The organism is Sphingomonas sp. Leaf21 (genome assembly GCF_916858675.1).
GTDB lineage: Bacteria > Pseudomonadota > Alphaproteobacteria > Sphingomonadales > Sphingomonadaceae > Sphingomonas.
Genome location: NZ_CAKASM010000022.1, coordinates 40,212 through 60,984, shown reverse-complemented (window position 1 = coordinate 60,984; position 20,773 = coordinate 40,212). Strand labels below are relative to the sequence as shown.

Genomic DNA, 20,773 nt, shown 5'->3' with positions numbered 1-20,773 from the left:
TATTCAAGTGGATATGTAACGAGACATACGAACTGGCTTTCCGCTTGTTAACGATCTCAAGGCACCTTGAATGCCCCGAACAACCGCCAAGCCGCCGCCCGCATGTCCCTTCATCAATCAACTATGTCAAAGAGCCGACAACAATACACCGGCAACACCAAATTCCCCCCGTTCCCAGGGCGACCAGTGTGCCAGTCTGTCGTGACTGCAACCAGCGGTCTAAGCGACCACCGCTGCGGTGAAACCCCTCTAGGCCCACCCTCCCAACCGGTCAACACAAAAATCGCCATTTTTCTGTAAAAATCCAAAAAGGCTGGGCTTTCGAGCGGGATACCGGCTCCCAGGCCCTCAGCGGCACGCGGAACCTTTGTGCCATTCGGGAATCGCATCGCGCCGCGGTCCGCCTTAAGAGCTTCTTAGTCACCGCCCCCTAGGGACTGAGCATAGCAGCATGACGTCCCCCCGGATCAGCGTCGCCCTCAGCGTTCACAACAATGCGGCCTATCTGGCGGCGGCATTGGACAGCCTGCTGGCGCAAAGCTTCCATGACTTCGAACTGCTGCTGGTCGATGACGGGTCGACCGACGACTCGCCGAGGATCATCGACCGCTATGCCGCTCTGGACTGTCGTATCCGGGTGCTGCGCCAGCCCAACCGTGGACTGATCGCAAGCCTGAACCGGATCATCGCTGCCGCGCGTGGCGACTATATCGCGCGGATGGACGGCGACGACATCGCGCTGCCCGAACGCTTCGCGCGCCAGCTCGCCTTTCTCGACGCCCATCCGGACCACGGCGTCGTCGGTACGCAGATCCAGGGTATCACCGAGACCGGTGCGCCGCGCCGGGATCATCGCGTGGTACATCCGACCGACCATGCGGAACTGGCCGAAGCGCTCGCGTCGCGATCGCCGCTCTGCCACCCCTCGGTCATGATGCGGCGCGATCTGTTGCAGGCGGTCGGCGGTTATCGCCCGGCCTATCGGCATTGCGAGGATTACGACCTGTGGCTGCGGCTGGTCGATCGGACGCGCATGGCCAATCTGCCCGATCGCCTGATGCTCTATCGCTATTCCACCACCCAGGTGTCGACCCGACATATCCTGACGCAGCATCTGGGCGCGTCGGTCGCGCGGCTGGCGCGGGCCGAGCGGCTGGCGGGGCGGCCCGATCCGACCGAGGGGTGGGACGCGCTGCCGCCGATCGAAACCATGGACGCGGCATTCGGACGCCCCGGTGTCGCCGCGCGCATCCGGGCCGATGTGACACGCGGCATCCTCTACGCCCCCGACGCGCTGGCGGGCGATGGCGCGGCGTTGATCGTCGCGCATCTCGACGATGTGCGCCGGGGCCAGGTTCCCCCGGTCGCCGGACTGTGGCGGGCGGTCGCGCGGCTGGTACGCCATCATCGTCCGGCCGCCGGTATCCGGCTGGCGGCGGCGCTGGCACGGCACGGAGTCCGGCGATGAGTGCGGCATCGGTGCGCGGCGCCGCGCTCTGGTCGATCGGCGCGCAATATATCGCCTTCGCGATCCAGTTCATCGTCAGCGTGCTGATCTCGCGCTTCTTCCTGTCGCCGCCCGAAATGGGCCTGTTCTCGATCGCACTCTCCGCCGCGATGATGGTGTCGGCGCTGCAGGATTTCGGCATCCGCCGTTTCGTCGCGGGCGAGCGCAATCTGACGGAAGAGCAGATCAAGACCTGTTTCTCGGTCTCGGTGATCTTCGCACTGGGCATCGGGCTGCTGATCCTGGCGCTCGCCTGGCCGGTCGCGCGCTTCTACGACAATGCGCGACTGACCCCGTTGCTGGTCATCATCGCCAGCTCCTACCTGATCGTCCCCTTCGGCATCGTGCCGAGCGCCATGCTGCAGCGGCGGATGGACTATTATTCGATGTTCCTGGTCAGCGTCGGTGCGGCGGTGGTCAACGCCGCGCTGTCGCTGGGGCTGGCCTGGGCAGGATATTCGGCTTTCGCGCTCGCCTGGGCGGCGGTCGGACAGCAGGTCGCGCGCGCGCTGATCGGGCAGTGGCGATCGGGCATCCGGCCCCCCTTCCCACCCAGCCTGCGCGGATTGGGGCCCATATTGCGCTTCGGATCGAACAGCTCGCTCCTCTATATCAGCGATGCGATCAGCTCGCGCAGCCCGGACCTGGTCGTGGGGCGCGTCCTGGGCCTGACCGCCGTCGGGTTGTTCAGCCGCGCCTCCAGCCTGGGCGCGCAGTTGCAGATGCTGGTCAGCGGCGCGGTCGACGGCGTCTTCTACCCCGCCTTCGCCAGGCTGCGCGACGCGGGCGCCGATCTGGCCGCGCCCTATCAGCGGGTGGTCGCGGCCTATAGCGGCGCGACCTGGCCCGCCATGGCGTTCCTGGCGACCGCCGCGACGCCGATCGTGCTGCTGCTTTACGGCCCGCGCTGGGGCGGCGTCGCCCACCTCCTCAGCTGGATCGCGATCGGGCAACTGTTCTTCGCGGCCATCCCGCTGCATTTCGAGCTGCCGATCCTGCTGGGACGTATTCGGCGGCTGGTGGTCGTCAACGCACTCGACACCATTGCATCGATCGGGCTGCTGATCCTCGGCGCGTCGATCGGGCTGGAATGGGCGGCGGCGTCGCGCATCCTCTATGGGCTGATCTGGTTCCTGCTCTATGCCGCGCTGATGAAGCCGCTGACCGGGTTTCGCTGGCGCGGGATGCTGGTCGTCTATGGCCAGAGCCTGATGGGGACGCTGGCGACCGTCGCACCGCTCCTGGCGGTCTATCGCTGGGTGGCGCCGCCCGAGACGGTCGGGCTGGGCCTGCTGACCGCGTCGGCGATCGCGGGAGTGCTCGCCTGGGGCGCGGTCATCTATGGCCTGCGTCATCCGATCCGGCTGGAGATCAATGCGATCCTGACCGGCGTCTGGAGCCGGATGGCACGGCGCCGGGTCGAGCGGACCGCCTGATCCAGGGCAAGCCGCGACTTGCCCCGACGGCGAACGGCACCCATAATCGGGTGGATGACTCCTCCCCCATCCGGCCTGGACGATCCCGAAAAGGCGGCATTCGCCTGGGCGCGGTTCCGTCGCATCATGGCATGGATGACGCTGGCCGCCGCCGTCGCGGTCGGCTTTTCGCTGGCGGTGCTCGCGCAGGTCTATGGCACGCTCAACTGGGTGACGATCCTGGGGGTGATCGGCGGGATCGGCGGCATGGTGATGCTGACCGGCGCGCTGATGGGGCTGGTCTTCCTGAGTTCGGGGACCGGCCATGACGAGGATGTCGACCGGCGCTGAGCCGATCCGATCGATTGCACGAGACGACAAAAGGGCCGGTCCCCGCGTGAGGCGGGAACCGGCCCTTTCGTGTCAGGCGTCCGGCCGGACGGCGCGGATCAGCCCGCTGCCGCCTCCGGCTCGACGGGTGCGACCGTGCGGATACGGCGACGGCGCGGCTTGTCCTCGGCGGGTGCGTCGCTCTCCGGCGCGGCGCTGAGCGCGGGGGGCAGGCGATCGGCGTCGAAGCTGGCGGGCTCGGCCTGATCCTGTACCTCGGCGGTGCGTTCGCGGCGCGGACGACCGCGACGACGCGGCGCGTCTTCTTCGGTCTGAAGCGCGGGGGTCTGAAGCGCGGGGGTCTGGGCCATGGGCGCCTCGGCGGCGGCGGGCTGCGACTCCTCGGTCAGGACCGGCTGTTCGGCACGTGCCGGGCGGCGGTCTTCGCGGCGGGGGCGATCGTCGCGATCGCGGCGCGGACGCTCTTCCCGCTGCTGGCTCTCGCGCGGCGCATTGTCGCGATACTGGCGTTCACGACGCGGTTCCGCCTCGCCCTGCTGCTCGCCAGGGCGGATCGGATCGCCTTCGTCGCCATAATCCTCGGCATCATTGTCGAAGCCGTCATCATATTGGTCGTCGCGCGATTCCTGCGGCTGGCGACGCTGGTTCTGCTCCTCGAAGCGCGAGCGGCTTTCGCTCAACACCCGGAAATAGTGATCGGCGAACTGCCAATAATATTCGGTGTTGACCCGGTCGCCCTGACGCTGAGCCTCGGCCGCCAGATTCTTGTACTTCTCGTACAGCTGGTTGGCGTTGCCCCGCGCGCGATTGTCGATGCGATTGCCATTGTCGGGCCGACCGGGATTGCCCGGGCGCTGCCCACCATTGTTGTTGCCGCCACGACCGCGACGGCGGCCGGCCTGCCGATTATTGATCAAGCTGTTCGTCCTTAGTCGTCAAACCAACAAGGTCCACTTTTCCCGGCACCGCGCGCGTCTCGCACGATGCAAAGCTCTGGCGCCCAATGGGCGCTTGCCACGGCCGCCGGACAGCAGCGACTGCATGACGAAGGGTATGGGCATCGGCCCGACATCGACGATCCCGAAAAACGGTGCCCCGAAATAAGGGTGGGAATGCCGAATGTTCGCGTGCCCCTGCGCCCGCTCTAGCGGGTCGGACCTATGTCCTTCAAGTGAAATATGGGGCATCATCGCGATTGTTCAATGTGCCAATAGGGCACGTGGTCGCCCGCCCAGGTCATGATGCAGGCTCACGGCAAGGCCCTGCGCCTCGAGTAGCGCGGTCACCGGCGCGGCCTGTCGGTGCCCGATCTCCACCACCGCCGCGCCGCCGGGGGCGAGCAGGCGGCGCAATTCGGGGGCGAGCAGTCGATAATCGTCCAGCCCGTCGGAACCGGCGAACAGCGCGGAGCCCGGCTCGTAATCGCGCACCTCGGGCGATAGCGGCTCGGCCGTCCCGATATAGGGGGGGTTGGTGACGATGCAGTCGAACGGCCCCACCAGCGCCGTCGCCCAGTCGCCGCGCGCGAACCGCGCCCGCTCGGCCAGCCCGCAGGCGGCGGCATTGGCGACGGCATAGGCCAGCGCCGCCGCCGATCGATCCACCCCCAATCCCCTCGTCCCCCGCCATTCGTCCAGCAGCGCGAGCAACAGCGTGCCCGGTCCGGTGCCGAGATCGAGAAGCGTCGCGGGCTGGCGTCCCCCGAAATGGGCGAGCGCGGCGGCGATCAGCGTCTCGCTATCGACCCTCGGAACCAGCGCTCCCGGCCCGACCATCAGGTCCAGCGTCCAGAAGCCGCGCGTGCCGATGATATAGGCGACCGGTTCCTCGCGCGCGCGTCGCTCGACCAGCGGCCAGAACGCCTCGGGCACGGCGCGCGTCGGATCGAGCAGCAGCGCATTGCGCTCGATCCCCATGGCGTGGGCGAGCAGCAATTCGGCATCGAGCCGCGCGGTCGGCGAGAAGCCGAAACGCGCCGCCGCTTGTGCGAGCGCGGTGCGGGCGTCGCCCGGCTGCGTCATGCCGCGCCATCCGTCCACCCCGGCAAAGGCCGGGGTCCGGCGGCGAGGAGCGAGCCGCCAAAGCCCGTCGCACTCTTCATATGGCTGGGGAACCGGACCCCGGCATTCGCCGGAGCGGCATGGGGAGGCGCGCAGAGAAACACCCCTTACCCATCGAGCGCGGCGAGCCGTTCGGCCTCATCCTCCGCCAGCAGCGCGCCGATCAGTTCGTCCAGTTCGCCTTCCAGGATTTCGGGCAGGCGGTGCAGGGTCAGGTTGATCCGGTGATCGGTCACCCGCCCTTGCGGGAAATTATACGTCCGAATCCGCTCCGACCGATCGCCCGAGCCGACCATCGATCGCCGCGTGCCCGCGCGCTCCGCCGCCAGCCGCTCGCGCTCGGCTTCGTAGAGGCGGGTGCGCAGCACCTTCATCGCCTTGGCGCGGTTCTTGTGCTGCGAGCGCTCGTCCTGCTGAATGACCACCAGCCCGCTCGGGATATGGGTGATGCGGATCGCCGAGTCGGTGGTGTTGACATGCTGCCCGCCCGCGCCCGACGAGCGGTAGATGTCGATGCGCAGATCCTTGTCGTCGATCTGCAGGTCGACCTCCTCCGCTTCGGGAAGCACCGCGACGGTCGCCGCGGAGGTGTGGATGCGCCCGCCGGATTCGGTCACCGGCACGCGCTGCACCCGGTGGACACCGCTTTCGAACTTCAGCTTGGCGAACACGCCCGCGCCCACGACCGAGGCGACCACTTCCTTATAGCCGCCGGTGTCGGGCACCGAGGCGGACATCACCTCGACCCGCCAGCCCTGCCGCTCGGCATAGCGCTGGTACATGCGGAACAGGTCGCCCGCGAACAGCGCCGCCTCGTCGCCGCCGGTTCCGGCGCGGATTTCCAGCATCGCCGCGCGCTCGTCGGCGGCATCGCGGGGCAGGAGCGCGAGCGCCAGCCTGCGATCGGCCTCGACCAGCGCGGTGCGGTTGGCGTGGAGTTCCTCCGCCGCCATCTCGCGCAGCTCGTCGTCGCCGTCCTGCGTCATATAGGTCAGGCTGTCGCTTTCCTGCCGCAACCGGCGCACCTCGGCGGCGGCGTTGGCGACGGGCTCCAGCTCGGCATATTCCTTCGACACCGCGACGAAGCGGTCCGACGGCAGGTCGCCGGTCGCCATCATCGCCTGCAGTTCGTCGCGTCGCGCCTCGATCTGCGCGATGCGTTCGGCGGAGATGGTCGTCATGCGCGCGCCAGCGCTCCCGCCAGATCGCCGAGCGCCACCCGCGTCTGGGTGCCGTCGGACAGCCGCTTCACCGCCGCCTCCCCCGCCGCCAGTTCGTCGTCGCCCAGGATGATCGCATAGGTCGCGCCCTGCGCATCCGCCTTCTGCATCCGACGCTTCATATTGCCCTTATAGGCCATGTCGACCGCCAGCCCGGCGCGGCGCAACGCGGCGACAACCCCCGTCGCGCGCAACTCCGCCGCCGCGCCCATCGGCACCACGACCGCGTCGATGCCCGGGCGCGCCGGTTCGTCGAGCAGCATCGCCAGCCGCTCGACACCCGCCGCCCAGCCCACGCCCGCCGTCGCCGGACCGCCCAGCGACTCGACCAGTCCGTCATATCGACCGCCCGCCAGCACCGTGCCCTGCGCGCCCAGCCGATCGGTCACGAATTCGAACGCGGTATGGCGATAATAGTCCAGGCCCCGCACCAGCCGCGCGTTTCGCGTCCAGGCGACCCCCGCCGCGTCGAGCCCCGCCGTCACCGCGTCGAAGAAGCCGCGTGCTTCCGGCGTCAGATAGGCGTCGATATCGGGCGCCGCGTCGGCGATCGGCCGGTCGCGCGGATCCTTCGAATCCAGGATGCGCATCGGGTTCTTGTCGAGCCGCACCAGGCTGTCCTCGGAGAGTTCGCCCCGATGCGCCTCGAAATGCGCGACCAGCGCCGCGCGCCAGGCGTCGCGCGTCTCCGCATCGCCCAGCGTGTTGAGCTGAAGCGTCACGCCCTCGGCGATGCCCAGATCGTGGAGCAGCTGGTCGGCCATCACGAGCAGCTCGACATCCGCCGCCGGTTCGGCCGCGCCCAGTATCTCGGCGTCGATCTGGTGGAACTGGCGATACCGCCCCTTTTGCGGGCGCTCGTAGCGAAAGACGGGGCCCGAGGTCGCGAGCTTGAGCGGCACATATTGCTGCCACCCCTCGGTCAGATAGGCGCGCGCGATCCCCGCGGTGAACTCCGGACGCAGGGTCAGCATGTCGCCGCCGCGATCGGGGAAGGTGTACATTTCCTTCGACACGACGTCGGTCGTCTCTCCGATCGAGCGCGCAAAGACCTGCGTGTCCTCGAACACCGGCAGGTCGAGACGCTGGAAGCCGTAGAGGCGATGGACATGCTCGAACCGCGCCAAGACATGCGCGAAACGGCGCTGCTCGTCGCCGAAGATGTCCTGCGTGCCGCGCACGCGCTTGGGGGTTTCGATCCGTGCCATAGAAGTGGCGCTATCTAGGGTAGCGGAGCGCCGTGCGCTAGAGTGCGATCACGCCTCGCGCGCCAGCCAATCCGCCAGCGCGAGTTCGTCGCTGGGACAGGTCTCGGCACACATGCTGTGCCGCATGATCTCCAGCGCCCAGCGACGATGCGAATCGCTTTCGCTCGCCACCGTGTCGCCCGGCACCCACAGGTCATATTCGCGCATATGCGCATCGGCCGCCGTGAACAGGACGCAGATGTCCGCCGCCACGCCGGTCAGGATCAGCCGACCGACGCCCAGTTGCGGCAGGAGCACGGGCAGATTGGTGGCGTAGAAGCCCGAAAATTGCGGCTTCACCACGAAGAAGTCGCTGTCACGCGGGCGCAGCGCGGCGATCAGCGCGCGGCCCGGACTGTCCGCCCGATCGCAATGCTCGACGATCGAGGAGCGCTCGGAATGCCAATGGCCGAAATTGTCGTTGACGTAGATCACCGGCACCCCGGCGGCGTCCGCCTCGCCGCGAAGCGCGACGATCCGCTCGGCGGCCGCCTCGGCCGGGGGTCGCAACTGCTCGCCGCCCTCGAAATCGAGGTCGTTGATCATGTCGATGATGATCAGCGCGGCGGCATGGGATGGAGAATCGGCCATGCGCGATCATGTCATGATCGAACGGTGGCGGCGTTGATCCATCTCTATGCCCCCTCCCCGCCGGTCACGGAGAGGGGGCACCCCGGCGTCAGGCCTTCAGACCCTTGGCCATGTTGAGGTGCGCGGTCACCGTCGGGATCAGGCCGGTGGCGAAGGTCTTGAGCGGCGCGGAGTCGCCGGTCGCGGCATAGGCCTTCAGCGTGTCGAGCGTCTGCTGATGCCCCGCGGTCTGCGCGGCGATATAGGCCTGGTCGAAGGCGGTGCCGTTCAGCCCCTTCATCTGGTCGAGCGTCTGCTGCTGCTGGGCGTTGAGCGCGGGATCGGGGGTGATCGCGGGGGTGGTGGTGCCCGCCACCGTCTTCAGCTTGGCGGTCGAGGCGGTGTGCGCGTCGATCATCTTGCGGGCATAGCTCTTGACCGAGGCCGAGGCGCCGTTGGTCAGCGCCAGCTTCGACGTCTCGATCTCGAACGCATCGCTCGCTGCCGCTGCATTGGCGAAGACCTGCGACGCGGGCAGCGCGGCCGACGTGGCGTCGGCCATTGCATTGCCCTCGGCCATGCCGTTGGTCGACATCGTATCGGCCGTCATCGAATTCTGTGCCTGCGGTTCGCTGCGATTGCAGCCCGCAAGGGCCAGAAGGGCGGCGGCGCCGAGGGCGGTTGCGCGAATGCTCATGCCAGTAAGCTCCTAGAATTGTTCGACTAGCCGTCTAAGCGCGCCGTGACGCGGGACGTTCCTTCGTATCCGGACCCGAATGCCGATCGCATCGTTTGAACGCTGACAATCGCCGCCGGGCGAAACGAGGAAGGAACTGGCATCATGAGCATCTTCGGCAATATCCTGGGCAAGATCTTCCATCACGGCGCGGCCAGGCCCGCTGATCCGGCCCCAGCTCCGGCGCCCGCACCCACCACGACCCAGGCCGCGCCACAGCAGCCCGCGCCAGCCCCAGCCCCCGCGCCGACTCCCGAACCCGCCGCGCAGCCGGTCGATGTCGGCGCGGTGCTGAGCGAGATGGCGTCGATGAAGAATGGCGGCGGCAATTATCAGAGCTCGATCGTCGATCTGCTCAAGCTGCTCGATCTCGACTCCAGCCTCGCCGCGCGCAAGGAACTGGCCAACGAACTGGGCGTCCACGCCGCCGAGGACGGCTCGGCCGAACAGAATATCGCGCTGCACCGCGCGGTGATGGCCAAGCTCGCCGAAAATGGCGGCATCGTGCCCGACAGCCTGCGCAACTGAGGCGCAGCGCCGACGCGCGTCGCCCCCCATCCAGGGGAGCGGGAAGGATAGCCAAGCGGGGGGCGACCGGATTACACCCGGCGCATGACCACCACCCGCTGGCAGCGCCTGAAGGCGCATATCGGTGACCGGATCGCGCCGCCGCGATTCCTGGCCTTCGCGCTGATCCTCTTGGTCGCGGGGGCGCTGCTGGTGCCGTCGCTCGGGCTGACGCGCGGAATCCTGGCAGGGTTCGATCTCGCCGCCTTCCTGTTCCTCCTGTCGCTGGTGCCGCTGCTTCGTCAGGGGCAGGCGGCGAAGATGCGACGGCGGGCGGCGCAGAACGATGCCAATCGCGCGGTGCTGCTGGTCTTTTGCGGCATCGTGTTGTTCGTCATCCTGATCGCGGTCGGCGGCGAATTGCGCGGGCGCAACAGCGTCGTCACCATCGCGCTGGTCGTCGTCACGCTGATCCTCGCCTGGCTGTTTTCCAACATCGTCTATGCGCTGCACTACGCGCACCTCTATTACAGCGCGGGCGAGAAGGGGGATGCGGGCGGACTGCAATTCCCCGACACGGCCGAGCCGGACTATTGGGATTTCCTCTATTTCTCGGTGACGCTCGGCATGACCTTCCAGACGTCGGACGTGTCGATCGCGTCGCGGCGGATGCGGCGGGTGGTGACCGGCCAGTGCCTCGCGGCGTTCATCTTCAACCTCGGGGTCATCGCCTTCACCGTCAACGTGCTGGGCGGCGGGGGCGGTGGCGGATAGCCGCATCCCCGTCCCGGTTCGGGAAAAGGGTCTGGACGGCTGGCCTATCGGGTGCCTAACCTGATCGCATCTCCTTCCGCCGCAAAAGGCTTTCCATGATCCGTCCCGTGTTCCGCGCCCTCATCGTCGCATCCCTGCTGTCGACCGCCGCCGTCTCGCTGGCCCAGGTGCCCCCCGGCAACTCCGCCCCCGCCGGCCCCCTGCCCTTCGTCGACACCATCCCCGATGCGGTCGACACGCCCTATCCCGGCACGATCAAGCTGGTCGTGAACGCCACCGATACCGACCGTGGCATCTTCCGCATGAAGGAGACGATCCCGGTCGCCAAGGCGGGGCCGATGGCGCTGCTCTTCCCCAAATGGCTGCCCGGCGCGCACAATCCGCGTGGCGAAATCGAGAAGCTGGCGGGCCTGGTGATCAGGGCGAATGGCCGCATCCTGCCCTGGACGCGCGACCCCGTCGACGTCTTCGCCTTCCATATCGACGTGCCGTCGGGCGCGAAGCAGCTCGACCTGGAGTTCCAGTTCCTGTCGGCGACCAAGCCGGACCAGGGCCGGATCGCGGTCACCCCGACGATGATCTCGCTCGAACCCAATTCGCTCAGCCTCTACCCGGCGGGCTATTACACGCGGCAGATCCCGATCCAGATGACCGCGATCTTCCCCACCGGCTGGACGGCGGCGGGCGCGGTCCCGGCCAAGGCGTCGGGCTCGACCTACACCTACGACACGACCAACTACGAGATCCTGGTCGATTCGCCGGTCCTGGCGGGCAAGTACGGCAAGGTCTTCCCGCTCAGCCCGCGCGTGAACCTGAACGTCTTCGCCGACAACGCGGCCGAGCTCGCCGCCAAGCCCGAGCAGATCGCCGCGCACCAGCGCCTGGTCGATCAGGCGGTCAAGACCTTCGGCGCGCAGCATTACGACCATTACGAATTCCTGCTGTCGATCAGCGACCAGCTCGGCGGTATCGGCCTGGAGCATCACCGTTCGTCGGAGAATGGCGTGACGCCGGGCTATTTCACCGACTGGGATTCGGGGCCGGGCCGTCGCAACCTGCTGCCGCACGAATTCACGCATAGCTGGGACGGCAAGTTCCGCCGTGGCGCCGATCTCTGGACCCCCGATTTCCGCACGCCGATGCGCAACTCGATGCTGTGGGTCTATGAGGGGCAGACGCAATTCTGGGGCTATGTGCTCCAGGCGCGCGCCGGGCTGGTGTCCAAGCAGGACACGCTGGACCAGTATGCGTCGATCCTGGGCATCTACGACACCGCCCCCGCGCGTCAGTGGCGCGACCTGCTCGACACCACCAACGACCCCATCATCTCGTCGCGCAAGCCCAAGGGCTGGACCAGCTGGCAGCGCTCGGAGGATTATTACAACGAGGGCCTGATGGTCTGGATGGAGGTCGATGCGATGCTCCGCCAGAAGTCGAACGGCACCAAGTCGATCGACGACTTCGCCAGGGCCTTTTTCGGCATCCGCGACGGCGACTGGGGCGAGGTCACCTATAATTTCGACGATATCGCGAACACGCTGAACGCCATCGTGCCCTATGACTGGGCCGGTTTCCTGCGCCGTCGCCTGACCGAGACGGGCCAGCCCGCGCCGATCCAGGGCTTCGCGATGAACGGCTACAAGCTGGTCTACACGCCCGAGCCGACCCCGACCTTCAAGCAATCGGAGAAGGGCCGCACCGATGTCAGCTACTCGCTGGGCATGGTCGTCTCGACCGCGGGGGACGTGACCAGTTCAATTTGGGACAGTCCCGCGTTCAAGGCGGGGATCGACGTGGGCACGCAAATTCAGGCAGTGAACGGCGAAAGCTATACGGGTGACCGTCTGAAGGCCGCGATCGTGGCGGCCAAGGATCCGGCCATGCCCATCAAGTTGGTGATAAAGAGCCAGGACCGCATTCGTGAAGTGACTTTGGCCTATACCGGCGGCCCACGTTACCCGCGTCTGCAAAAGGTCGGAACCGGCGAGACCGGGCTCGATCGTTTGTTGACCGCACGCTGATCTCATCCGGACGGGAGCGTTACCGTCCTCTATCGACTCCCCGTGGCGGGTTGCGCTATCGCGCCCGCCATTGTTTTTCCACCGGAACGCGTTTCCGGCCTGTTTGGCAAAGAAAGACTGACCGATGCGTATCGACCTCATTCCTGTCGGCAAGAATCCCCCCGACGACCTCAACGTCGTGATCGAAGTGCCGACCGGCGGCGAACCCGTGAAGTATGAGTTCGACAAGGCGAGCGGCGCGCTGTTCGTCGATCGCATCCTGCACACGCCGATGCGCTATCCGGCCAATTACGGCTTCGTGCCGCACACGCTCAGCCCCGATGGCGATCCGCTCGACGCGCTGGTCGTCGCGCGTTCGCCCTTCATCCCGGGCTGCGTCGTCCGGGCCCGCCCGATCGCCGTCCTGAACCTGGAAGACGAAGCCGGCGGCGACGAGAAGCTGGTCTGCGTGCCGGTCGATTCGACCTTCCCCTATTATTCGAACGTCGGCGGCCGCGACGATCTTCCCGAGATCGTCTTCCAGCAGATCGAGCACTTCTTCACCCACTATAAGGACCTGGAGAAGAAGAAGTGGGTGCGTATCGGCACCTGGGGCGACCGCGACGAAGCCCGCCGCATCGTCGTCGAGGCGATCGAGCGCTATGACGCCGCCAAGCAGAAGGGCGAAGAGCCGCACGACCACGACGTGCCCGGCCGCGCCTGAACCACTCGGATGGTTCGAAAGACGCCTCGGTGCCCGGTGCACCGGGGCGTTTTTTTGTTCCTCCGCCTCGCTCCCCTCCCGCAGGCGGGAGGGGCTGGGGGAGGGCAGTCCCGGACCATGGGGAGAGGACGGGGCCGTGGCCTTCGACCGACGCGCAGGCTGAACGGAGGCCGGATAAAGGCCCACCGTTCACGCTGGGCGAAGTCGAACCTACCGTCCCGCCAACCGCGCCAGCGCCGCGCCCGACACACGTTGCACGGTCCACTCGTCCATCGCCTCCGCCCCCATGGCGCGATAGAATGCGATCGCGGGCGCGTTCCAGTCGAGCACCGACCATTCGAAGCGCCCCCAGCCCCGATCGACCGCGAGCCCGGCAAGGTGGATCAACAGCGCCTTGCCAACCCCGGCACCGCGCGCGGCGGGGGTGACGTAGAGATCCTCCAGATACAGCCCCTGCCGCCCGGTCCAGGTCGAAAAATTGGCGAAGAACAGCGCGAAGCCCACGCCCACACCATCGCGCTCGGCGATCACGGCCTCCGCCGCGGGCCGTTCGCCGAACAAGGCCGCCTCCAGCATCGCCTCGGTCGCGACCACCGCATCGGGCTCGCGCTCGAACGCCGCCAGTTCGCGCACGAAGCGCAGAATGGTCGCGGTATCGGCGCGCGCCGCCGCCCGGATGGTAATGCTCATAATCCCGCCTCGCTCTGGGGTCCCGGCCCCGGCCGCCGCACCGCGACGACGCATCCCCCGATGATCAGCGCCGCCCCGGCCAGCGTGAAGGGCGACACGCGCTCGCCGAAGACGGCATAGCCCAGACAGGCCGCCCAGACGAAAGCGGTATATTCGACCGGCGCCAGTATCTGCGCCTCCGCCCGCGCATAGGCCCAGGCCAGCAACAAGGCCGACAGGCTGCCCAGCAACGCGGCGGCGAGGATCGCGGGCCACTGCCCCATGGCGGGCCAGTGCGAAACGAAGGGCGCCGCGGGGGTCATCAGCACGGCGATCACCAGCATGGTGAACAACGCGACCTCGGTCGGCCCCGCGACCTGCGCCTGCCGCCGCAGCAACACCAGGCTGACGGCATAGAGGATCGAGGCGGCCAGGATGGCGAGCGAGCCGAGCACGACCTCGGTCGAGGCCTGTGCGCGTACCTCGCCGCCCGCGATCACCAGCACGCCCGCGCCCGCGATCAGCGAACCCCAGATCGCGGCACGGCGGACCTTCTCGCCCAGCGCGACCGCCGCCAGGAACAGCGCGATCAACGGCGACAGGAAGGTCAGTGCGATGCTCTGCGCCATCGGCACGCGCGCCAGCCCCCAGAAGAACAGCAGCACCGACGCGCCCCCGGTCGCACCACGCGCGACATGCAGGGTCAGCGCCTCGCGCCCCGGCCAGCGTCCGCGCCTGGCGAGGAACAGCGCGGCCGTGATCGCCACCCCGACCCAGGAGCGCCACAGCACCGCGCTATACGCACCGCTGTCGATCGACAGCCGCTTCATCAGCGTATCCATCACCGAATAGATCGCGATCCCCAGCGCGGCGGCGCCGAAGGCGATGACGGGAGAGGGACGCGCGTTCATGAACCGGGCGATACCGGCCGCGACGGCGAAAGGCGAGGACTCCCTCGCCAGGTTCCGCATCTCATGGCGCCCATTCCCCCCTCCGACCGAGAAAGGAGGGCGCGTCGGATTAAACCCCGCCCGGCATCCGTTGCCCGTTCAATCAGGACACCAAGGGACAAAGGGTATGAAGACGCTCCTCGCAGCAACCGGTCTGGCCATGCTGATCGCGGCGCCCGCCGGGGCACAGGTCACCGCGTCGATCGGCGCCGACTATGCCTCGGGCAAATACGGCACCGGCCAGCAGGTACGCAGCGCCAGTTCCACCGCCACGCTTCGCGCCAAGCGTAAACGGGTGACGGTCTTCGCCGCGCTACCCGTCGTGCAGGTCGACGCGCCGGGCAATGTCATCGCGCCGGGCGGGCCGCTGGGCCTGCCGATCTTCACCGATCCCACCCGCCCCGCCACCCGCGTGAAGCGCAGCGGCCTGGGCGATGCCGTGGTCGGCGCGTCGGTCCAGCTCATCGAGCCGCGCCCGCATCGCCTGGCACTCGCGCTGACCGGAACCGCGAAGCTGCCGACCGCGTCCGCCGCGCGCGGGCTGGGGACCGGCAAGGCGGATTACTCGGTCGTCGCGGAGGCGGCGGTGCCGGGCAAGGTCACCCCCTTCGCCGCGGTCGGGCACAGCTTCATCGGCCAGCCCGATGGCTATCGCCTGCGCGACGTGACCAGCGCGCGGGGCGGCCTGGCCCTGCGCGTCGGCAAGGGAAGCGAGGTCAATGTCTCGTACAATTACGCATCACGGGTCAGCGACCAGATCGCCGATCGGCAGGAGGTCGGCGCGGGCGTCGACACCGCGCTGTCACGACGCCTGTCGCTGGGCGTGCAGGGCAGCGCCGGGGTCAGCAAGGGCGCGCCGGACATGGGCGCGGGGGTGCGGCTGGGACTGCGGCTGTAATCATTCGTCCGGGCTAGGCGGGTCCCGCTTTGCTTCCCTCGCCCCTCGCAGAGGGGAGAGGGTTGCGTAGACTTGGTCTTTGCGGGAGCAAAGGCCTTAGTCGGAGCTGGGTGAGGGGTGGGCGCGCGGAGCGCGCGCGAGCCTTGCGGCTCGCTCGACCCCTCACCCAAGCTTCGCTAGCCAGCAAAGCCGGCAAGCTCCGCTAACCCTCTCCCCTTTCCAGGGGAGAGGGAAAGACAGAGCGGAATGAACGTCGACCGGATCTGGGCTCTGTCCCCATCTCACGCCAGCATGGCAGGATATGATCCCGCGTCAACGGTGCGACGGGAAGCGGGATGGGCGCGGCTGGATCGACCCAGATCACCTCCTCGATCTCGGCCGCGGGAACCGGGTCATGCCCGGTGCGCAGATGGAAGACATGCGCGTCGACCCGGTGGTCGGGCTCGTTGGCGGCGGGCGCGTCGAAATGCCCGAGCGGTCGAAGGTCGGCCGGGGAGACGACCAGGCCGATTTCCTCCTCGAGCTCGCGACACAGCGCGGTCGCGGCATCCTCGCCGGGTTCGATCTTGCCACCCGCCTGCATGAAGAACCGCGTTCCCGCCTTGCGGACCAGCAGAACGCGGCCGGACGCATCCTCGATCAACGCGGCGGCGATATGGATGATGGTCATGCCACCGGACGTAACGACATCACGTCCGCCCCTGCAAGCGAAGGTCCGCGAAACGCCGTGAGGCCGGATCGACATTCCGCTTATTCTCCCCTCTCCCCTCTACGAGGGACGAGGGATGGACAGGCATGGTTGAATGTCGATCGGCCCTGGGAGAGGCAACAGGAACCGCCCGACCCCAAGGCGACCGAATCACTCCGCCGCGATCGCCGCCTTGGTAACGTCCGCCGCGTCGAGTTCGGCGGCCTTGGCCTCGACCAGCTTGACGATATGGTCGACCATGTCGGCATCCTCGACCGTGTGGTCGGTCAGACCCGACAGATAGACCATGTGCTTGCCGTTACCGCCGCCGGTCACGCCGATATCGGTCTCGCGCGCTTCGCCGGGGCCGTTGACGACGCAGCCCAGCACCGACAGCGACATGGGCGTGCGGATATGCTGCAGCCGCTCCTCCAGCACCTGTACCGTGCGGATCACGTCGAAGCCCTGGCGCGCGCAGGACGGACAGGACACGACACGAACCCCGCGATTGCGGATGCCCAGCGCCTTCAATATCTCGAAGCCGACGCGCACCTCTTCCTCGGGCTCGGCCGACAGCGAGACGCGGATGGTGTCGCCGATCCCGAACCAGAGCAGCGAGCCGATGCCGATCGAGGACTTGACCGTCCCGCCGATCAGCCCGCCCGCCTCGGTGATGCCAAGATGCAGCGGGCAGTCGGTCGCCTCGGCCAGCCCCTGATAGGCGGCGACCGCCAGGAAGACGTCGGACGCCTTCACCGCGACCTTATATTCGTGGAAATCGTGATCCTGGAGCAGCTTGATATGGTCAAGCGCCGATTCGACCAAAGCCTCCGGGCAAGGCTCGCCATATTTCTCCAGCAGATCCTTTTCCAGCGAACCCGCGTTCACCCCGATTCGAATGGCGCAGCCATTGGCCTTGGCGGCCCGTACAACCTCCGCGACCCGCTCCGACGAGCCGATATTGCCCGGATTGATGCGCAGACAGGCCGCGCCCGCATCCGCCGCCTCCAGCGCGCGCTTATAGTGGAAATGGATATCCGCGACGATCGGAACCCGCGCCGCCTTGGTGATCTTGGCCAGTGCCGCGGTCGAATCGGTGTCGGGGCAGGAGACACGGATGATGTCCGCCCCCGCCTCCTCGCAGCGCCGGATCTGGTTGATCGTGGCGACCGGATCGCTGGTCGGCGTGTTGGTCATGGTCTGCACGGTCACGGGGGCGTCGCCGCCCACGGGCACGTTGCCCACCATGATCTGACGGCTTTGGCGGCGGACGATGTCGCGCCAGGGACGAATGGACATGGGCCCACTATACGCGCAAGCGCGTTGCGGTTCAAAGTCAGTGCTGTACCAGAACCGAGATTCATGACCGCCGCCGCCCCGATCCCCCGCCATTACGGCCTAGACTGGCTGCGTGTCGGCGCCTTCGCCATCTTGATCCTCTATCATATCGGCATGGTGTTCGTGCCCTGGGGCTTCCACGTCCAGCTCGCGCGGCTGCCCTGGGTCGCGATCCCGATGCTGGCGAGCAATCCGTGGCGGCTGATGCTCCTCTTCGTCGTGTCGGGCTATGCCACCCGCGCGCTGGCGGTGCGGCACCCGACGATCCTCAGCTTCGTGCGCGGCCGCAGCATCCGGCTGCTCGTGCCCCTGATCTTCGGTATCGCCATATTGGTGCCGCCACAGATCTGGGCCGAGCTGGCGAGCAAATATGGCTATCCCGAATCCTTCTGGTCCTTCTGGCTGCACGACTGGCTGGGCTTTCGCGCGATCGGCGGCGTGGTGCCAACGCCCGCCTGGAACCATCTGTGGTTCGTCGGCTATCTCTGGGCCTATACCATGGCGGTCGCGGCGATGCTGGCGCTGGGTCCCCGAATCGCGAGACATGCGCAGGCCTGGTTCGACCGGCTGTTCGGCGGCTGGGGCGGCGCGGTGCTGCCCCTGGTCTGGCTGCTGCTGGTCGACATCAAATTCTTCCCCGGCCAGTCGGAAACCCATGGCCTGATCGACGACTGGCTGGCGCATGCGATCTATTTTCCCGCGCTGTTGTTCGGCTTCGGCATGGCGGGGTCGGAACGGGTGCTGGACAGCTTCCGCCGCGGCTGGGCGGTCGCGGGCGCCATCGCGCTCGCCAGCTATGCGGTGGCGGCGGGGCTGGAATGGCGCTGGCCCGGGCTGGCGGGCGCGCCGCCGGGCCTCGGCATCGTCTTTGCCGGTGCGCGTGCGGTGCAGGGCTGGATGGCGGTCGTCGCGCTGATCGGCCTGGCAGAGCGCTTCTGGAACCGCGACCATCCGTGGCGTCGGACGCTGACCGAGGCGGTCTTTCCCTTTTACCTGATTCACCAGACGATCATCATCCTCGTCGCCTTCCATCTCCGCCGGGCGGGGCTGCCGCTATGGCTGGATGCGGCGATCCTGATCGCGGCGACGGTGGCGGGGTGCTGGGCCTTCTACCGGATCGGGCGCGAGGTACGCTGGCTTCGTCCGCTGATCGGGCTCCGCCCCCGGGGGATGCCAGGCAGGCCGTGATCTGATAGGGGCGCCGCATATCCCCTGCGCTTTATCGGAGTTTCGTCATGCCCGCTTCCTGGTCGCTGGTCATCCATGGCGGCGCGGGCCGGATCACGCGGGACGTCCTGACGCCCGAACAGGATGCCGGTGCGCGCGCGGCGCTCGACGCGGCGCTGACCGCCGGATCGGCGATCCTGGCGCTGGGCGGCCACGCGCTGGACGCGATCGAGGCGGCGGTCCGCGTGCTGGAGGACGATCCGCATTTCAACGCGGGGCGCGGCGCCTGCTTCACCCATGAGGGCACCATCGAGCTCGACGCCGCGATCATGGACGGGCGCGACCGCCGCGCCGGATCGGTCGCCGGCGCGACCCGGACCCGCAACCCGGTGTCGCTCGCCCGCAGGGTGATGGAGGCCAGTCCCCATGTTCTGCTCGCCGGGCCGGGGGCGGATCGGTTCGCGGTCGAACAAGGGCTGCCGCAGGTCGACCCCGACTGGTTCCACACCGACGAGCGTCGTCGCCAGCTCGACGAGCTGCTGTCGCGCGATGGCGACGCCTTCGACAGCGACATGAAATACGGCACCGTCGGCGCGGTGGCCCGCGACATGCAGGGCCATGTCGCCGCCGCGACCTCGACCGGGGGCGTGACGGCCAAGCGCTGGGGCAGGATCGGCGATTCGCCGCTGATCGGGGCGGGCACCTTCGCCGACGACCGCGCCTGCGCGGTATCGTGCACCGGCTCGGGCGAGGTCTTCATCCGCGTCGGCGTCGGACACGAGATCGCGGCGCGCCGCCGTTTCACCGGCGAGGACGTGCAGGCCGCCGCCGACGCCGTACTGGCCGAGGTCAGGACGCTGGGCGGCACGGGCGGCACCATCGTCGCGGCGCCCGATGGCAGCATCGCCTGGAGCATGACGACCGCGGGCATGTATCGCGGCCGCGCGACCGGCACCGGCGAACATCGGGTGGCGATCTATGCCGATGAGGGATAAAGGGCGTGGCATGAAGCACTTGCGTATCCTGATCGGGATGCTGGCGGGCCTGTTCCTCGCCTCCCCCGCCGCCGCCTACTGGGAATATGGCCATCAGACCGTCGCGGCCATCGCCTGGGCCAATGTCACGCCACATGCCCGCGCCGAGATCCGCCAGATCCTGCGCGCGCAGACCCAGCTCGACACCCCGACCTGCCCGGTTCGCACGATCGAGGAGGCGAGCGTCTGGCCCGATTGCGTCAAGCCGTTGAAGGACGAGGCGGGCAAGTCGCGCTTCGGCTATGCCTATAGCTGGCACTATCAGAATGTGGACATCTGCCAGCCCTTCCGCCTGCCGCCCGCGTGCGACACCGGGGATTGCGTCTCGGCGCAGATCCCGCGCCAGCTCGCGGTTCTGAAGGACAAGCGCGCCAGCCGTAAGGACCGGGTGATGGCACTCGCCTTCCTGGTCCATTTCGTCGGCGACCTGCATCAGCCGCTGCATGCCGGCGACAAGGGCGACAAGGGCGGCAACGACACCCATGTCGATTACGGCATCTATGCGACGCCCAGGCTCAACCTGCATTCGGTATGGGACGGGCTCTTGGCCGAGCGCGCGATCTCCACCCCGCCGAGGCTGGTCCGCCGCTATCCGCTCGCCGAGCAGCGCCGCGAGTCGGCCGGGGGCGTGATGGCGTGGAGCCGCGAGAATTGGGCGGTCGCCAAGCGCGCCTATGCCGCCGCGATGGGCGGCGACGCCTGCCAGCCGACCCCGCCGCAGATGCACATGGACGAAGCCGCGATCAAGGCGATGGCCCCGGTCGAGCGCGAACAGATCAAGCGCGGCGGGTTGCGGCTGGCGAAGCTGCTGGACAGCGCGTTCAAATCCTGACCCGATCCTCCCCAAGCCATGCTTGGGGAGGAATTGCGCGCCACAGGAGATCGGGCCCGGCGCCCCTTGATCGGGCCGCCGGGCCG

At 67.9% G+C, this 20,773-nt stretch carries 21 protein-coding genes; 11 read left to right on the top strand and 10 right to left on the bottom strand.

Annotation, left to right across the window (positions count from 1 at the left end; translation table 11 throughout):
* The first annotated feature begins 451 nt into the window (after nucleotides 1-451).
* Genes LRP66_RS14610 through LRP66_RS14600 form a run of 3 tightly spaced genes read left to right on the top strand, consistent with a single transcriptional unit; the run spans nucleotide 452 to nucleotide 3,273 of the window.
* Nucleotides 452-1,468, top strand: a complete 1,017-nt coding sequence (locus LRP66_RS14610) for a glycosyltransferase (RefSeq protein WP_230483337.1) — start codon at nucleotides 452-454, stop codon at nucleotides 1,466-1,468.
* Nucleotides 1,465-2,943 carry an oligosaccharide flippase family protein gene (locus LRP66_RS14605; protein WP_230483336.1) on the top strand — a complete coding sequence of 493 codons (1,479 nt, stop codon included), beginning with the start codon at nucleotides 1,465-1,467 and terminating at the stop codon, nucleotides 2,941-2,943. Before LRP66_RS14610 ends, LRP66_RS14605 begins: the two co-directional genes overlap by 4 nt.
* 54 nt (nucleotides 2,944-2,997) lie before the next feature.
* The gene (locus tag LRP66_RS14600) at nucleotides 2,998-3,273 is read left to right on the top strand and encodes a hypothetical protein (RefSeq protein ID WP_230483335.1); all 276 of its coding nucleotides are present in this window, start codon (nucleotides 2,998-3,000) and stop codon (nucleotides 3,271-3,273) included.
* A 98-nt stretch (nucleotides 3,274-3,371) separates the two neighbouring features.
* Here the strand turns inward: LRP66_RS14600 and LRP66_RS14595 are convergent, their stop codons facing one another.
* The 6 genes from LRP66_RS14595 to LRP66_RS14570 form a co-directional block, all read right to left on the bottom strand.
* Nucleotides 3,372-4,190 carry a DUF4167 domain-containing protein gene (locus LRP66_RS14595; RefSeq protein WP_230483334.1) on the bottom strand — a complete coding sequence of 273 codons (819 nt, stop codon included), beginning with the start codon at nucleotides 4,188-4,190 and terminating at the stop codon, nucleotides 3,372-3,374.
* Between the two features lie 282 nt (nucleotides 4,191-4,472).
* Nucleotides 4,473-5,294 (bottom strand): peptide chain release factor N(5)-glutamine methyltransferase, encoded by an 822-nt coding sequence (gene prmC / locus LRP66_RS14590; RefSeq protein ID WP_230483333.1) that lies wholly within the window; start codon nucleotides 5,292-5,294, stop codon nucleotides 4,473-4,475.
* A gap of 146 nt (nucleotides 5,295-5,440) precedes the next feature.
* Nucleotides 5,441-6,514, bottom strand: coding sequence for a peptide chain release factor 1 (gene prfA, locus LRP66_RS14585; protein ID WP_230483332.1), 1,074 nt, complete (start codon nucleotides 6,512-6,514; stop codon nucleotides 5,441-5,443).
* Nucleotides 6,511-7,761 carry a histidine--tRNA ligase gene (gene hisS / locus LRP66_RS14580; RefSeq protein ID WP_230483331.1) on the bottom strand — a complete coding sequence of 417 codons (1,251 nt, stop codon included), beginning with the start codon at nucleotides 7,759-7,761 and terminating at the stop codon, nucleotides 6,511-6,513. Before hisS ends, prfA begins: the two co-directional genes overlap by 4 nt.
* Nucleotides 7,762-7,809: 48 nt before the next feature.
* Complete coding sequence (locus LRP66_RS14575; RefSeq protein ID WP_230483330.1) at nucleotides 7,810-8,391, bottom strand: cysteine hydrolase family protein; 582 nt, start codon at nucleotides 8,389-8,391, stop codon at nucleotides 7,810-7,812.
* 88 nt (nucleotides 8,392-8,479) lie between these two features.
* Nucleotides 8,480-9,067 (bottom strand): DUF4142 domain-containing protein, encoded by a 588-nt coding sequence (locus LRP66_RS14570; protein ID WP_230483329.1) that lies wholly within the window; start codon nucleotides 9,065-9,067, stop codon nucleotides 8,480-8,482.
* 144 nt (nucleotides 9,068-9,211) lie between these two features.
* Here LRP66_RS14570 and LRP66_RS14565 point away from each other — a divergent pair, with 144 nt between their 5' ends.
* The 4 genes from LRP66_RS14565 to ppa all read left to right on the top strand — a co-directional run bounded on the left by LRP66_RS14565 (nucleotide 9,212) and on the right by ppa (nucleotide 13,111).
* A complete protein-coding gene (locus LRP66_RS14565) occupies nucleotides 9,212-9,634 on the top strand; it encodes a DUF3597 family protein (protein ID WP_230483328.1) in 423 nt (140 codons plus the stop codon).
* Between the two features lie 84 nt (nucleotides 9,635-9,718).
* Entirely contained in the window at nucleotides 9,719-10,387 is a 669-nt protein-coding gene (locus tag LRP66_RS14560; RefSeq protein WP_230483327.1) for a DUF1345 domain-containing protein, read from the top strand.
* 95 nt (nucleotides 10,388-10,482) lie between these two features.
* Nucleotides 10,483-12,408 (top strand): M61 family metallopeptidase, encoded by a 1,926-nt coding sequence (locus LRP66_RS14555; RefSeq protein ID WP_230483326.1) that lies wholly within the window; start codon nucleotides 10,483-10,485, stop codon nucleotides 12,406-12,408.
* A gap of 124 nt (nucleotides 12,409-12,532) precedes the next feature.
* Nucleotides 12,533-13,111: an inorganic diphosphatase gene (gene ppa, locus LRP66_RS14550; RefSeq protein WP_230483325.1), complete on the top strand. Its 579-nt coding sequence runs from the start codon at nucleotides 12,533-12,535 to the stop codon at nucleotides 13,109-13,111.
* A 210-nt stretch (nucleotides 13,112-13,321) separates the two neighbouring features.
* Here ppa and LRP66_RS14545 read toward each other — a convergent pair whose 3' ends face one another.
* Complete coding sequence (locus LRP66_RS14545; RefSeq protein WP_230483324.1) at nucleotides 13,322-13,801, bottom strand: GNAT family N-acetyltransferase; 480 nt, start codon at nucleotides 13,799-13,801, stop codon at nucleotides 13,322-13,324.
* On the bottom strand, nucleotides 13,798-14,691 hold the full coding sequence (locus LRP66_RS14540) for a DMT family transporter (protein ID WP_230483323.1): 894 nt from the start codon (nucleotides 14,689-14,691) through the stop codon (nucleotides 13,798-13,800). The genes LRP66_RS14545 and LRP66_RS14540 overlap by 4 nt, the downstream gene beginning before the upstream one ends.
* Nucleotides 14,692-14,857: 166 nt before the next feature.
* Between LRP66_RS14540 and LRP66_RS14535 the strand changes: the two genes are divergently transcribed.
* Complete coding sequence (locus LRP66_RS14535) at nucleotides 14,858-15,628, top strand: transporter (RefSeq protein ID WP_230483322.1); 771 nt, start codon at nucleotides 14,858-14,860, stop codon at nucleotides 15,626-15,628.
* A gap of 202 nt (nucleotides 15,629-15,830) precedes the next feature.
* Here LRP66_RS14535 and LRP66_RS14530 read toward each other — a convergent pair whose 3' ends face one another.
* Together LRP66_RS14530 and ispG are read right to left on the bottom strand one after the other, a co-directional pair.
* The gene (locus LRP66_RS14530) at nucleotides 15,831-16,298 is read right to left on the bottom strand and encodes an NUDIX hydrolase (RefSeq protein WP_230483321.1); all 468 of its coding nucleotides are present in this window, start codon (nucleotides 16,296-16,298) and stop codon (nucleotides 15,831-15,833) included.
* 189 nt (nucleotides 16,299-16,487) lie between these two features.
* A complete protein-coding gene (gene ispG, locus LRP66_RS14525; RefSeq protein ID WP_230483320.1) occupies nucleotides 16,488-17,615 on the bottom strand; it encodes a flavodoxin-dependent (E)-4-hydroxy-3-methylbut-2-enyl-diphosphate synthase in 1,128 nt (375 codons plus the stop codon).
* Between the two features lie 63 nt (nucleotides 17,616-17,678).
* Between ispG and LRP66_RS14520 the strand changes: the two genes are divergently transcribed.
* From LRP66_RS14520 to LRP66_RS14510, 3 genes are read left to right on the top strand one after another with little or no spacing between them, the layout of a single operon-like run.
* Complete coding sequence (locus tag LRP66_RS14520; RefSeq protein WP_230483319.1) at nucleotides 17,679-18,842, top strand: acyltransferase family protein; 1,164 nt, start codon at nucleotides 17,679-17,681, stop codon at nucleotides 18,840-18,842.
* A 47-nt stretch (nucleotides 18,843-18,889) separates the two neighbouring features.
* Nucleotides 18,890-19,816, top strand: coding sequence for an isoaspartyl peptidase/L-asparaginase family protein (locus LRP66_RS14515; RefSeq protein ID WP_230483318.1), 927 nt, complete (start codon nucleotides 18,890-18,892; stop codon nucleotides 19,814-19,816).
* Nucleotides 19,817-19,826: 10 nt separating this feature from the next.
* Entirely contained in the window at nucleotides 19,827-20,687 is an 861-nt protein-coding gene (locus LRP66_RS14510; protein WP_230483317.1) for a S1/P1 nuclease, read from the top strand.
* Nucleotides 20,688-20,773 lie beyond the last annotated feature (86 nt).